The organism is Thermomonas sp., assembly GCF_023953935.1.
Taxonomy (GTDB): domain Bacteria; phylum Pseudomonadota; class Gammaproteobacteria; order Xanthomonadales; family Xanthomonadaceae; genus Thermomonas.
In genome coordinates this window covers 41,066-54,519 of the sequence record NZ_JAMLIW010000007.1, presented here as the reverse complement: position 1 = coordinate 54,519, position 13,454 = coordinate 41,066, and the positions used below count along the sequence as shown (strand labels likewise).

Below are 13,454 nucleotides of genomic sequence, written 5' to 3'. Positions count from 1 at the left end.
GAACACTCCTCATGGCCTCGATCGGCCTTCTTGTAAGTGTCCGTGAAAACGGGGGTGAACCCCTTACTCGGTTGCGCTGCTGCGATTCCGCGCCTTCTGACGCGCCCGCCGTGCGTCACCGAGGATTTCCACAGCCTCCTTGATGACGTACAGGCCGATCAGGGTGCCGATGATGAAGTCCGGATAGGGCGAGCCTAGCCATAGCACCAGCACGCCGGCGAGAATCACGCCTACGTTGGCCACCACGTCCGCGCGGGTGAATAGCCAGGTTGCTCGCAAATGCACCTCACCTGACTTCAGCGGCGCCAGCAAGCGCAGCACGTAGACGTTCACCGCAAGCGACAACAACGCGGTGCCAATCATCCAACCACTCAGCGGCTCGGCGCCATGCAGCACGCGACGCCCCACTTCGATCAATACCCCCACACCGAGCACCAGCAGCACGCTGCCGCTCAGCCAGGCCGCATTGGCCTTGAAACGAGCGGTCCGCCCAATGGCAATCAGCCCGATCGCATAGGCTGTGGCGTCGGAAAGCATGTCCAGCGCATCGGCCAGCAGGCCGGCGGACTGTGCGATCCAGCCGGCTACGCCACCAATAACTGCCATGGCCGCATTCAGTGCCAGGGCAACCCACAGTACCCGACGCTCCGCGGCATTCTTGGCTTCGTGATGGCAACTGCAATCACTCATGGTCAGGGTCACTGTTCTTCAGCGGTGTGTGTGCAGGGCGTGGATGGGAGTCAGGTGCAGCATGCGGATTAGAGCTGCAAGCAGGGAAATGGGCAGCCGCGAGAGAAGGTGCCGGTCCCTGAGTTGGCACCGGAGCAAGTGCAGCGTAAAGTCCGTAATAGCTACAGAGTCAAGCGGGATGCACATGAAGATCAGTGAAGCCGCCGCCGCCAGCGGTTGCCACCTGGAAACCATCCGTTACTACGAGCGTGTCGGGCTGATGCCGCCGCCGGCACGAACCGCGAGCGGCTACCGCGCCTACCGCCCGGCCGAGGTGGAACGGCTGCGCTTCATCAGCCGCGGGCGCGAACTGGGTTTCAGCCTGGAGGAGATCCGCAGCCTGTTGCGGTTGGAAGACGACTCCAAGATGTCGTGCGGCGATGTCGATGCGATCGCACGGACGCACTTGGCTGACATTCACCTGCGGACCGACGAACTCCAGCGCATGGCCATGGAACTGGAACGTGTGATCGCCCAGTGCGCCGGCGGCGAGCGCGAGTGCTGCACCATCCTCCATGCGCTGCGGGACACGGGAATCGTCTCAAAGCGCGACGTTGCCCGGTGCCGCGTATGACGCTGGACCGGTACCTCGAAGCCGCCACGCGCGAGAATACGCGACGGAGCTATGCCTCAGCGGTGCGGCATTTCGAGGTCGAGTGGGGTGGTCATTTGCCGGCGACCGCTGACAACGTCGCCCGTTACCTGGCCGAGTACGCCGGCCAACTGGCTACCAACACACTCAAGCAACGTCTGGCGGCGTTGGCGCAGTGGCATACCGAACAGGGCTTCGTCGATCCGACCAAGGCGCCCTTGGTGCGCAAGGTGCTCAAGGGCATTCAAACCCTCCACCCCTCGGTCGAAAAGCAGGCCGAACCGCTGCAGTTGACCCGACTGGCCCAGGTGGATGATTGGCTTGGTACCGAGATTGCAGTTGCGTGGGAACGCGATGATTGCGCAGATGCACTCCGCCTTCAGCGTGATCGCGCCCTGATCCTCCTCGGCTTCTGGCGGGGCTTCCGCGGCGACGAACTGATCCGCGTGCAGGTCGAACACCTGCGCCTGGTGCCCGGTGAAGGCATGACCTGTTTCCTGTCGCGCAGCAAGGGGGATCGCCAAGCCATGGGCAATACGTACAAGGTGCCGGCGTTGTCGCGCTTGTGTCCGGTGACTGCGACTGCTGAATGGATTGCCGCGGCCGACTTGATACAGGGGCCGGTGTTCCGCGGTGTCGATCGCTGGGGCCACGTCAGCGAGACGCCGCTGCATCCGAACAGTTTGATTCCGCTGCTGCGCCGCCTGTTCAAGGCCGCCGGCCTTCCCGATGCCGAGGACTACAGCAGCCATTCCCTGCGTCGCGGTTTCGCTGGATGGGCCAACGCCAACGGGTGGGATGTCAAGGCGCTGATGGAGTACGTCGGCTGGCGCGACGTGCACTCGGCCATGCGCTACCTCGATGGCGGCGACCCATTCGCCCGCCAGCGCATCGAGGCTGGCCTGCCAGCGCCGACACTTCCATCCCCATGACCGACTAAGGACCTGCATGGCGTCGATCGAGCGGACCGCGTACCCACAATTCAAGCGCAACCCGGTCGTCCGGGAACTGGTCACGGCCTACACGCCGACCGACGCCGAATTGGCTTTCATCACCGATAGCGCCCGGCAACCCGGCCATCGGTTGACCTTGGCCCTCCTGCTCAAATCCTTCCAGCGACTGGGCTACTTCCCGGCAATTGATGAAGTGCCCGCCGCGGTCGTCCGCCACCTTCGCAATGCCTTGCGGTACCGGGTCCAGGTCAAGCCCGCCGACATCGCGCCGAACAAGCGCTACCGCTATTTCCAGCGCATCCGGACCTATCTGCAGGTTCGCGCCTACGCCGATGGTGGCCTGGACGTGGCGGCACGCGCCATCCACCAAGCCGCGGCCGTCATGGACAATCCGGCCGATCTGATCAACGTGGCGATCGAGCAACTCGTGCGCGACCGCATCGAGCTCCCCGCGTTCTCTGCGCTGGATCGTTTGGCGCGCCGGATTCGGACCCTGGTCAACGGTCGTTACTTCGCCCTCATCGACGCCCGTCTGACGGTGGACGAGAAGCAACGGCTGGACGATCTTCTGGTCGTCACCGATGTTCGCACCAAGAGCCTACTGCAGGCCATCAAGCGCTTGCCCAAGCGCTCGTCGCTGCAGCACTTCCAGGAACTGATCGATCATATCGCCCAGTTAGGCGAGCTGGTAGGCGACGAGCAACATCTGGCGGAGGTGCCAGAACTCAAACGCAAGCACTTTGCTGCCGAGGCCCGGGCGCTGGACGCCGCCGAGCTGCGCGATTTCGGCCCGGCTAAGCGACACGCGCTACTACTGTGCCTGATCCACCGCGCCCGCGTGCAAACCCGCGATGACCTGGCGGAAATGTTCATCAAACGCATGGGCAACATCCACAACCGCGGTAAAGAGGAACTGGAGCGGCTGCATGCGCGCTACCGCGAGAAGACCGAGGCCATCGTGGCCACGATGTCGGATGTGATCCAGGTGCTCGATCGCCATCCTGGCGACACCGACGCGGGACGGGAAATCCGCCGCCTGGTCAACACGCGCGGGGGCGCCCAGACCCTACAGGCCGATTGCGAGGCCATCGCCGCCCACAGCGGTGACAACCATCTGCCGTTGCTGTGGCCTTTCTATAAGAGCCACCGCGCCACCATCCTGCGCATGGTGCGCAGGCTAGACCTGGAATCCACCACCGAAGACCGTTCGTTGATGGATGCTATCGAGCTGATCCTGTCGCAGGAGCGTGCCCGCGGCGATTGGCTCGATGAACCGGTCGATCTGGCGTTCACGACCCATCTCTGGCGAAAGACCATTACCCGCCGCACCGAACAGGGAGAGGAACGCATCCATCGCCGCCTGTTCGAGGTGTGCGTGTTCTCCTCGCTGGCCAACGAACTGAAATCCGGCGACGTGGCTGTACGCGGCTCGGAAACCTACGCCGACTACCGCCAGCAGTTGCTGCCTTGGGAGCAGTGCGAGCCGCTGCTGGACGACTACTGTCGCCAAGTAGGCTTGCCGGCCTCTGCGGTGGGATTCGTCAATGCGCTGCAGAGCAAGCTGATGCAGGTTGCAGACCTGACCGACCAGGGTTATCTGGAGAACGGCCAGGTGATCATCGACGACGACGGGTTGCCGGTGCTCAAACGCCACAAGGCCAAGGACATGAGCCGCGGTGCTCGCGCCTTGGAAACCGCGATCCTCGACCGCCTGCGCGAGCGCAGCGTCATCGAGATCCTGTGCGACGTGGCCCACTGGACCGGCTGGCCGCGGCATTTCGGACCGCTGTCCGGATCCGACACCAAGATCGACCAGCCGACCGAGCGCTACGTGCTGACGGCGTTCACCTATGGCTGCAACCTTGGCCCGGCCCAAGCCGCACGGCACCTGCGTGGCGCCGCTTCCGCGCACATGCTGTCGTTCGTCAATCGCCGGCACGTGGATGCGAACAAGCTGGCAGCGGCCTGTCGCGACATCATCAACAGCTATGCCGGCCTGCAACTCCCAAAACTCTGGGGTGACGGGAAGCGTGCCGCGGCCGACGGCACCAAGTACGACCTGTACGACCAGAATCTGCTCGCGTCATACCACATCCGTTATGGCGGCTACGGCGGCATTGCCTATCACCACGTATCTGATACCTACGTGGCGCTCTTCAGTCATTTCATCCCTTGCGGTGTGTGGGAAGCGGTGTACATCATCGACGGGCTGTTGAAGAACACCTCTGATATCCAACCTGACACCGTCCACGCCGATACTCAGGGCCAATCGTTGCCGGTGTTTGGGCTGTCGCATCTACTGGGCATCCAGCTGATGCCGCGTATCCGCAATTGGCGCGACTACCGGTTCTTCCGTCCGGAGGAGGACAGCCGCTACGAGCACATCGACGCGCTGTTCCGGGAAGACGTGGACTGGGATTTGATCGAGACCCACTGGAAGGATCTGATGCAAGTGGTGCTGTCGATCAAGTCCGGCAAGATCGCGGCGTCGACACTGCTGCGCAAGCTTGGCAACTACAGCCGCAAGAATCGGCTGTACCAGACCTTTCGGGCTCTGGGGGCCGCGGTACGCACGTTGTTCCTGCTGCAATACATTTCCGACCGCGAGCTGCGCGAGCAGATCACCGCCTCCACCAACAAGGTCGAGGCCTATAACGGATTCTCCAAGTATTTCTTCTTCGGCGGAGAGGGCGTGATCGCCGATAACGATCCGCTCGAGCAGGAGAAGGCAGTCAAGTACAACGACCTGGTCGCCAACGCCGTCATCTTCCATAACGTGGTCGAACAAACCCGCATCATCAAGACGCTTATACGGGCTGGCTGGAAGATCACCCAGGAGGACGTGGCTACGCTCAGCCCCTACGTGACCAGTCACGTGAAGCGCTTCGGCGATTACCTGATCGACGTGGACGCGCTTCCGGAACCGTACGAAATCGAGCTGGCCCTGGCGGCGTAGCGTGGGTCAACCGGTACTGCCACAGCAGGGACTATGTTGCTGGATGGGCGGGCACGGTACCGTGCCGTAGGAACAGAACACGCAGCAATCGCCTGTTTTCGGGCGCAGGAGCGTGTGGCAGGCCGAGCACTCGTAAAAGAATTGGCACGCCGTAGTGGGCATGGTTTCGGTCGCCTGGTGCCCGCATGTCGGGCACGTGAGCGTGCTTTGCAACTGCACCTCAGCCACCGTTCGCTTTCGCCTTTGCAGTGGCTGGAAAACCGGCGTCGGTGATGGCCTTCGCGATGGCGGCCGCGTTGGTGCGCTCGGCATCGAATGCCACCGTCACGGTGGCGGCTCGGGTGTCAATACGCTTCGCCGTCACGCCCGGCACTGTATCCAACGCCTTTTCGATCGTGATGCTGCACGCCGGGCAGGTCATGTTCTCCACCTGCAGGACGACCTGCTTAGGGGTAGCCGCCCAAGCCAAGCCCATCCATGCCGTGAATACCAAACTGAGAAGAATCTTGCGCATGTGGGACTCCTACAGGAACCAACCGATGTAGTAGGGAAAGAGCAGCAGCAGAGCGATCAGGCCGGTAGCGATCCATAGCCAGCGCCGGCGGCGTCGCAATCGCGAGGGATCGACGCAGGCGCCGTCGATGCGACAGCGCGAGGCCGGGCCATAGAGCATCCAGAACGCCCAGCCCAGGCACACCAACGTGGCCGCGCTGAACCACGGACGCCACGCGTCCAGGGCAGTGAGATTGGCGATCCAGGCACCGCTGATACCCAACAGGACCAGCACCAGGGGCACGACGCAACACACGGACGCGCCAATGGCCGCGACGGCGGCGCCCAAGAGGGCGGGCAGGGAGGACTGTGGGGGAGGTTGGACCATACCCGCATGGTAATCTCCGTACCTAAGTACGGAGTCAAGCTGATGGCCACCCACGTAATGACAATCAGCCGGCTGGCCGCGGCCGCTGGTGTGCATGTCGAAACGGTCCGTTACTACCAGCGGCGAGGCCTGCTGCCGGAGCCTGAGCGCCCAATGGGCAGCGTCCGCCGGTACGGGCCCAACGAAGTCGGCCGACTTCAGTTCATTCGCAGAGCACAGGCGATGGGATTCAGTCTCGACGAGATAGCGGGGCTGTTGGAGGTCAAAGGCCAACGCGCTTGCGAGCAGACTCGGCGGCTGACCGAACAGAAATTGGCCGAGGTACGGCGGCGTCTGGATGAGCTACGACAATTGGAAGTCGACCTTGAGCATTTGGTGGAGGAGTGTCGCCACGTGGTGACAGGCGCACCGTGCCCGACGCTCGATCTTCTGGCGCAACCGGCCGAGAAGAAAAATATCGGCTAAGTCATTACGACGAAAGAATTATTTGAGTTCTGTGGGGCATTTTTACGCGTATCTCGGCTGAACCCCAATGACAGGATATTGTTGCTGGGCATGTGGTACGTGCGGTCCTCCGGCCGCGGCGGGACCACGCCCCGCATTAGGTTCTCTGGGCGAATCTTCTCGTTAAACCAGCGTTGGTACTCGACGCTGCGAATCTCAAACTGCGGGTTGGTGTCGTGCGATATCACGTAGGCATGCGAAAGGATGCCGGCCCGGATCGCGAAGTCGATGTGTTCGTCGTTGCGCAACAGTTGCACGGCCTGCTCGAGGTTTTCAGCGTCGCGAAAGCCCGACGTCAAGGCGTTGGCCAGCCCAACGCATTCCTCCCAAGGGATGGGGGTCATCCCGCCTCGCTGCCGATGCATGTGACGCAGAAACGCCAAATGCGTATCGGTGTGGTGGTCGAACGTCAGCAACGCCGGGGGCGCGCCATGCAGAGGCCGGCATTGACGCCAGGCTTGCGGTGCCAAGTTGTGCTCTTTGAAGACAAATATCTGCTTTCCGTGGAGCTCGTAATCGCGAATCACGTATTGATCCTGAAGAATTCGACCGCCCCGTGCGGGGCAGGCGTGGCGCCAAAACGGCATAGGCTAAACGCTTCCTGCGGCTCAGCCCAAGGCGGTTGTTGGTGGTGAGGCCGGGCCGCTGCTTGAGACCGGTGCCGACGGCATCCCCCTGCGCAGGTCGTCGCCGCCACGGTCTGCGCTGCTCAGGTCCTTGGCTTTGTGCGGCAATGCCAGCTTCTACTAATACGCGGTGGAAAACGGCGAGCAGGTCGATCTCGCGCGTGTTCACGAAGCGACGTTATTTCAGGAGCCGCGCTGCAGGATTGTCCTCAGCAGCACCTGCCTGAAAGTACCCGATCACACTCGCCACCGAACGATGCTCGGTCATGGCCATCACCGCGGGCAGCGGCACGCCTTGCTTGCCGGCTTCAGTGACAAATCCCGAGCGCAGGCTGTGCGCCCCAAAATCTCCCGCTAGCCCGGCCAAAGCGGCCCGGCGCTTCACGATTGAGGCCACCGAACCAGGAAGCAGGGCAGGGCCGACTCGCCCCTTCCATACCCGACGAAAAATCGCCCCTTCCTGGATGGTGGCTGCCTCCAGCCACGCAGAGAGTGCCTCGGCGCTGCGTCCCAGAATCGGCTTGTCCGGGGTCGAATCCGCCTTGACCCCAGCCTGCTGGGTCTTCGAGAACTCCAGCCGATAGATGTATCCGTCCTCGCCAACCTTGCGCAGGTCCCGCATGTCGGCCACAGCGATCTCGCTGCGCCGGCGCCCGCCGCTGGCGAACCCGAAGCAGAGCAGGGCACGGTCGCGCAGGCCCTCCAGGCTGTCATCGCAAGTGGCCAGCATGGCCTCCAGTTCGACGCGGGTGATGGCGGTCTTCTTGGTCGGGCGCTCGCCGCGCTTGACCGCGGCGCGCCGAGCCCGGCTCAGCAGCGTGCGGACGCTGGGCAGCTCACAGGGATTGGCCAGGCGCTTGAGTTTGTGCGCGGTCGACAGCACGGCCACCCGCTGGACCACGGTCGAGAGCTTCAACGGTCCGAGCTTGGCCTTGAGCCCAGCCGCCACCAGTGCGTGATCCAGCGCCGGCGGTAGCTCGCTGACCAAGCCGGTCTTGTTCTTGCGCTGGATGTGGTCGACCAAGAACTGGATCACCACGGCCTCGCTCGCCGGTAACGCCAGCTCGACGCCGTAACGCGCCTGGTGCCAGCCGGCCCAGTAGCGCAGCGCCGTGCTGTAGCTGCGGGTGGTGTTGGCTGCGGCCGCTTCGGCGAGCAGTTCGCGCACCGCGTCGGCGGCCTGCTGCGCCAGCTGTTCGGGCAGCACCAAGTTGGCGGCCGTCGCCGGAAAGGCACGTGCTGTGCTATTTCGCTTCATACTATGTAATGTACGTTATGCAACTGGGCGTGTACTAGCGATAATCATCCCTTATCGTTGGTATGGAATCAACAGAGTAGGGCGGCTGCGTAGGAGACGTTTCATGGCTCGAGGAATTACCGAAAACGAAGTTCACACCGCCGCTGACTCGCTGGTCGCGGCCGGCGAGCGCCCGACCGTCGAACGAATCCGCGCACATCTCGGCACCGGGTCACCGAACACTGTGACGCGCTGGCTGGAGACATGGTGGCAGGGATTGGGCAAGCGACTGGACGCTCATCGCGCACGCATGGCTGTCCCCAATGCCCCTGACGCTGTCGTCCGTGCGGCCGGGCAGTGGTGGTCCCTTGCGCTGGAGGCGGCCAGGGCGAGTCTGGCGGAAGAGCTTTCGGTTGAGCACGCAGCCCTCCACGCCGATCGAGATGCCCTGCTGAAAGCTCGTGAGGCGTTGGATGCTGAAGCAGTAGTGCTGCGTAATGACACCGATACTGCATTGGCTGCCAAACAACTCGCTGAGGCGCAATCGGTAGAACTGGCGCGACTTGTGTCCCGCCTGGAGACCCAAATTGAAGAACTTGCCCTTCAGCGGGATTCCGCCAATGCACGAGAAGCTGAAACCGAGGCCTCCCGGCAGTCACTTGAACAACGGCTTCAGACGCTGCAGACATGTGCTGATGCCGAACGAGAGGGATTCCTGCAGCACATTCGCGCCGTCGAGGATCGGGCCAATACAGAAGTCGATCGCGCGCGCCAGGAAGCGAAGAACCTGCAGAACCAATTAAATGAAATGAGGCGTGTACACGCAGTGGCCGAAAAAGCCGCGCGCCAACTGCTTGATCAAGCCAGCGCTGAAGCAAAAGACACTCAGCGAGAACTGAGTCTACTGCGCACGCGTGCGGAAGCAGCAGAAAGTCGTCTTGGCCAGCTTCAGGATGTCTCTGCCGCCGTTGAAGCAGCAATCCGTCGGGTAAGAGCATCACCAAGAGAGAATTTGGGGCGAAACGCGGCCCCAAACAAGCCTAGGAAGCGATCTAAGCTTGCCAATAGCAAATAGGTTGTGACCGCCACTCAGCCTCGGCGCATTCAAGTACTCTCAAGTGTCGGACCGCAGGCGAAACCAGGGCGCCTTGTCGTAGCCATCACGATGTTACAGGGCATGTTGTTGTCCGTTCCAGCGGTCAGCCGGTCTACCGGCAAGTACTTTGATAGGGTCGTGCCTGCCATTCCTACGGCTGCGAAGCACCGCCTTATGGAAAATTTCGGGCTAGTTGTCGGTGGCTTTTCGTTTGCCCGGGAGTTTTCTTAGCGGAGGTACGAATCGCGGGCGATTGTTGGCCGGTAAATGGGCGTTTGTTGGCTGGGGATGGGGTGTTTCCTCGGAGGCGATCACATGTTTAACCGAATGACAGAACATCGATAAAATGACTTTGCTGCCGCATCCATTTAATTTCGCATAATGTCTATTATGTCAAATCTGTGGTATGGAAGCGGCGAGGTGGACGTCAAAACCCATGGCAAACCGCACGCACCTTGGCATCCAGCTGGCTGAGCTGGACATAGGTCCGGCGCAAGCCAAGACGGTCTAGAGCGCTGCGTCGCCCCTCCTTGGCGCTCTGGCAGGAGGCGCTCGAACTTGGTGCAACCGCGCTGCGCTGCGGCCTTCGGCGACCGCGCGACGTTGCGCCAATGCCATAGGGGCCGGGACGATAGCGGTAAAGTCGCGACTCCGGGGGCGCTCGATCTGCTGGTTCGGGCTGGTAGTCCAAGGTTCGATCCAGCCGGGTTCCGGCGGCACATGACGAACTCTGGTAGCTGACGCTGCCGTTCGGCCCGATGCAGCGGTACAGGGTTTCGGCACGGGCCCGCTGCGCGAGGCCTGGGCAAACAGCGAGCAGAACGGCGATGAGCGCCAAAAACAGCTTCGACATTCCCTTCCCCATGCGCATGGCCTTGACTGGATCCAGCCTGCGGGTTGAGCAGTCGAAGGACAATCAGGCAAAACCGCAGAAACAATGGGTAAAAGTCTGAAACCGCGTGGTTTTACAGGACTCAAAATGGAGGATCAACGCCCGCCTGCTCCGCCCTCGGCCAGATCCTCCAGAATCGGGCAGCTGGGACGATCATCGCCATGGCAGCGCTTGGCCAACGTCTCCAGGGTGGCTTGCATGGCCTGGAGCTCGCGGATCTTCTCGCCCAATTCGGCCGCATGGGCGCGGGCCAGGCGCTTGACCTCGCTACTGGCACGTTTCGGATCGTCCCAGAGGGTCAGCAAATCGCGGATCTGGTCCAGCGAGAAGCCAAGGGAGCGGGCGCGACGGATGAAGCGCAGACGATGCAGGTCGGCGGCGCTGTAAAGCCGGTAGTTGGCGTAGGTGCGAACCGCCTCCGGCATCAGTCCGATGCGCTCATAGTGACGAATCATCTTTGTTGAAATACCACTGAATTCAGAAGCTTGTCCGATGTTATGAAAGCCGTCTCTCAAGGCATCTGCCAGCTCGGGGCGCACTGCATTCCGATTCATGGGGCGGGTTCTCCAGGTTCGCTGCGCGCCCGCGGTGACCAGCGCCGCAGCAGCAGGGCGTTGGCGACCACGCTGACGCTGGAGGCGGCCATCGCCGCACCGGCGAGCATCGGATCAAGCAGGCCCGAGGCCGCCAGCGGGATACCGATCACGTTGTAGATGAAGGCCCAGAACAGGTTCTGATGGATCTTGCGCACGGTGCGACGCGAAATGTCGATGGCGTCGGCCACCAGCCGCGGATCCGGGCGCATCAAGGTGATGCCGGCGGCGTGCATGGCCACGTCGGTGCCACTGCCCATGGCGAAGCCGACGTTGGCCGCCGCCAGCGCGGGAGCATCGTTGAGGCCATCGCCCACCATGCCGACCGGGCTTTCGGCGGCCAAATCATGAATCACCGTCACCTTCCCTTCCGGCAACACCTCGGCGTGGACGTCAGCCGCCGGGATGCCGATCCGGTCAGCAACCGCACCGGCGGCGGCGCGGTTGTCTCCGGACAGCATCAAAGTCCGCAGGCCGAGGGCGTGCAGCTCGCGGATCGCCGCGCTCGTCTGCGGCCGCGGGGCATCGCCGAAAGCCAGCAGCCCCAGCACGCGCCAGCCTTGCGGGGTTTCCTCGGCCAACCAGGACTGGGTATGGCCCGCACGCGATGCGGCGGCGGCAGAGTCCTGCAGACCGGCAAGGTCCACGCCCAGCTCAGCCATCCAGCGGGCGTGGCCGAGCGCGAGCTGGCGCTGCCCTGCCCGTCCGCGCACCCCGCGCCCGGCGATGGCGGCGACGTCTTCGGCGGCGGCAAAGGCAATCCCGCGCGCTCGCGCAGCCTCAAGCACGGCGTGCGCCAGCGGGTGTTCGCTGCCCGCTTGCAGTGCCGCGGCCAGTTCCAACAGCCGGTTCTCGTTGCCGTCCAGCGCCTGGGCCTGCATCAGGACGGGCTTGCCGAGCGTCAGGGTACCGGTCTTGTCGAAGGCGATCGCGCGCAGGCGGCGGGTTTCCTCCAGCGCTTCCACGTCCTTGATCAGGATCCCGGCGCGCGCCGCCACGCCGGTGCCGGCCATCACCGCCGTCGGCGTGGCCAGCCCGAGTGCACAGGGGCAGGCGATGACCAGCACCGCCACCGCGTTGAGAATGCCCTGCGACCAGTGGCCGCTGCCCAAGCCCCATGCCAGCAGGGTCAGGAGGGCAATCGCGACCACCGCCGGCACGAACACCGCGCTGACCTTGTCGACGATGCGCTGGATCGGTGCCTTTTTCGCCTGCGCGTCCTCCACCAGCCGCACGATCCGCGCCAGCGCCGATTCGGCCCCCACCGCAGAGGTCCGCACCAGCAGCCTGCCCTCCCCGTTGACCGCGCCGCCGGTCACCCGCTCGCCGGGCGCTTTGGGCACCGGCAGGGGTTCGCCGGTCAGCAGGGATTCGTCGCTGTGGCTGCTGCCCTCCAGAACGATGCCATCCACCGGGATGCGCTCGCCCGGCCGGATCACCACCACATCGCCCAAGCTGACGGCGTTGATCGCAAGGTCGATCTCAACGCCGTCGCGCAACACCCGCGCCCGTTCCGGGCGCAGCGCCTGCAACGCGCGAATGGCATCGGTAGCCTGGCGTTTGGCCCGCGCTTCCAGCCATTTCCCGAACAGGATCAGGGTGATCAGCACAGCCGAGGATTCGAAATACAAGGGCAAGCCCAGGTGCGTGGCAGTGGCGGCGAACAGGTTGTAGACGCTCAGCCCGTAGCCGGCGCTGGTCCCCAGGGCAACCAGCAGATCCATGTTGCCGCTGCCGGCCTTGAGCGCGCCCCAGCCCGCCCGGTAGAAACGGGCGCCAAGCCAGAACTGGACCGGCGTGGCCAGCGCCCACTGCGCCCAGCCCGGCAGCTGCCAATGCACGCCAAACGGCATCAGCAACATCGGCAACAGCAGCGGCAAGGACAGCAATGCCGCCAACAGCAGGTGGCGGGTTTCGCGTGAAAATCCTGCCCGGCCAACTGCCGGCAACGGTTGCCCCTGCGCCTGCAGCGGCTTGATCCCGTATCCGGCGGCAGAAACAGCGGCTTCAAGTGCACTGCGCGGCGTTCCGCGCAAGCTGCGCACTCGGGCGGTTTCGGTCGCCAGATTGACGCTGACCGACAGCACGCCTTCCACCTTGCCAAGCGCCTTTTCGACCCGGCCGACACAGGAAGCGCAAGTCATGCCTTCGATGGCGAGATCGTGCTCATCGGTGGCAATGCCGTAGCCGGCGCGTTCCACCGCCTGTTGCAGCGCCGCGATCGGCACCTCCGTGGCCTCGACGCTGGCGGTTTCAGTGGCAAGATTCACGCTGGCCGACTGCACGCCTTCCACCCCGCGCAACGCCTTTTCGACGCGGGTGACACAGGACGCGCAGGTCATCCCGGTGATGCCGATGCGTACTGTTCCGGATGGGCTGTCCGTGCGCATGTTGTC

13 protein-coding genes and 1 pseudogene are annotated in these 13,454 nt (G+C 63.5%); 6 read left to right on the top strand and 8 right to left on the bottom strand.

Going from position 1 to position 13,454, the window contains the following annotated elements:
* Positions 1-63 precede the first annotated feature (63 nt).
* Positions 64-690: a cation transporter gene (locus M9902_RS09140; RefSeq protein WP_291211161.1), complete on the bottom strand. Its 627-nt coding sequence runs from the start codon at positions 688-690 to the stop codon at positions 64-66.
* A 184-nt stretch (positions 691-874) separates the two neighbouring features.
* Between M9902_RS09140 and M9902_RS09135 the strand changes: the two genes are divergently transcribed.
* The 3 genes and pseudogenes from M9902_RS09135 (at position 875) to M9902_RS09125 (ending at position 5,230) form a co-directional block, all read left to right on the top strand.
* Positions 875-1,303, top strand: coding sequence for a helix-turn-helix domain-containing protein (locus tag M9902_RS09135; RefSeq protein ID WP_297222427.1), 429 nt, complete (start codon positions 875-877; stop codon positions 1,301-1,303).
* Positions 1,300-2,229: pseudogene (locus M9902_RS09130) on the top strand (site-specific integrase); the annotation flags it as partial. The gene M9902_RS09135 and the pseudogene M9902_RS09130, both read left to right, overlap by 4 nt.
* A 40-nt stretch (positions 2,230-2,269) precedes the next feature.
* Complete coding sequence (locus M9902_RS09125; RefSeq protein ID WP_297222425.1) at positions 2,270-5,230, top strand: Tn3 family transposase; 2,961 nt, start codon at positions 2,270-2,272, stop codon at positions 5,228-5,230.
* A 6-nt stretch (positions 5,231-5,236) separates the two neighbouring features.
* On the opposite strand, the gene M9902_RS09120 is transcribed toward M9902_RS09125, so the two are convergent.
* The 3 genes from M9902_RS09120 to M9902_RS09110 are packed head-to-tail and all read right to left on the bottom strand — an operon-like array spanning position 5,237 to position 6,110.
* Positions 5,237-5,458, bottom strand: a complete 222-nt coding sequence (locus M9902_RS09120) for a GDCCVxC domain-containing (seleno)protein (protein WP_096209250.1) — start codon at positions 5,456-5,458, stop codon at positions 5,237-5,239.
* Positions 5,451-5,744, bottom strand: coding sequence for a cation transporter (locus M9902_RS09115; protein ID WP_096209249.1), 294 nt, complete (start codon positions 5,742-5,744; stop codon positions 5,451-5,453). The genes M9902_RS09120 and M9902_RS09115 overlap by 8 nt, the downstream gene beginning before the upstream one ends.
* A gap of 9 nt (positions 5,745-5,753) precedes the next feature.
* Positions 5,754-6,110 carry a mercuric transporter MerT family protein gene (locus M9902_RS09110; protein WP_096209248.1) on the bottom strand — a complete coding sequence of 119 codons (357 nt, stop codon included), beginning with the start codon at positions 6,108-6,110 and terminating at the stop codon, positions 5,754-5,756.
* Positions 6,111-6,152: 42 nt separating this feature from the next.
* On the opposite strand from M9902_RS09110, the gene M9902_RS09105 reads away from it, so the two are divergent.
* The gene (locus M9902_RS09105; protein ID WP_133322067.1) at positions 6,153-6,575 is read left to right on the top strand and encodes a MerR family transcriptional regulator; all 423 of its coding nucleotides are present in this window, start codon (positions 6,153-6,155) and stop codon (positions 6,573-6,575) included.
* On the opposite strand, the gene M9902_RS09100 is transcribed toward M9902_RS09105, so the two are convergent.
* Both M9902_RS09100 and M9902_RS09095 read right to left on the bottom strand, forming a co-directional pair.
* Positions 6,572-7,141 carry a UPF0489 family protein gene (locus M9902_RS09100; protein WP_297222417.1) on the bottom strand — a complete coding sequence of 190 codons (570 nt, stop codon included), beginning with the start codon at positions 7,139-7,141 and terminating at the stop codon, positions 6,572-6,574. The genes M9902_RS09105 and M9902_RS09100 overlap by 4 nt on opposite strands.
* Positions 7,142-7,418: 277 nt before the next feature.
* On the bottom strand, positions 7,419-8,498 hold the full coding sequence (locus M9902_RS09095) for a site-specific integrase (protein ID WP_297222415.1): 1,080 nt from the start codon (positions 8,496-8,498) through the stop codon (positions 7,419-7,421).
* Positions 8,499-8,601: 103 nt separating this feature from the next.
* On the opposite strand from M9902_RS09095, the gene M9902_RS09090 reads away from it, so the two are divergent.
* Positions 8,602-9,552, top strand: a complete 951-nt coding sequence (locus M9902_RS09090) for a DNA-binding protein (protein WP_297222412.1) — start codon at positions 8,602-8,604, stop codon at positions 9,550-9,552.
* Between the two features lie 848 nt (positions 9,553-10,400).
* Positions 10,401-10,526: a hypothetical protein gene (locus tag M9902_RS09085; RefSeq protein ID WP_297222410.1), complete on the top strand. Its 126-nt coding sequence runs from the start codon at positions 10,401-10,403 to the stop codon at positions 10,524-10,526.
* A 34-nt stretch (positions 10,527-10,560) separates the two neighbouring features.
* On the opposite strand, the gene cueR is transcribed toward M9902_RS09085, so the two are convergent.
* Both cueR and M9902_RS09075 read right to left on the bottom strand, forming a co-directional pair.
* Positions 10,561-11,019 (bottom strand): Cu(I)-responsive transcriptional regulator, encoded by a 459-nt coding sequence (gene cueR, locus M9902_RS09080; RefSeq protein ID WP_297222408.1) that lies wholly within the window; start codon positions 11,017-11,019, stop codon positions 10,561-10,563.
* Positions 11,016-13,448, bottom strand: a complete 2,433-nt coding sequence (locus tag M9902_RS09075) for a heavy metal translocating P-type ATPase (RefSeq protein WP_297222406.1) — start codon at positions 13,446-13,448, stop codon at positions 11,016-11,018. Before M9902_RS09075 ends, cueR begins: the two co-directional genes overlap by 4 nt.
* Between the last annotated feature and the right edge of the window lie 6 nt (positions 13,449-13,454).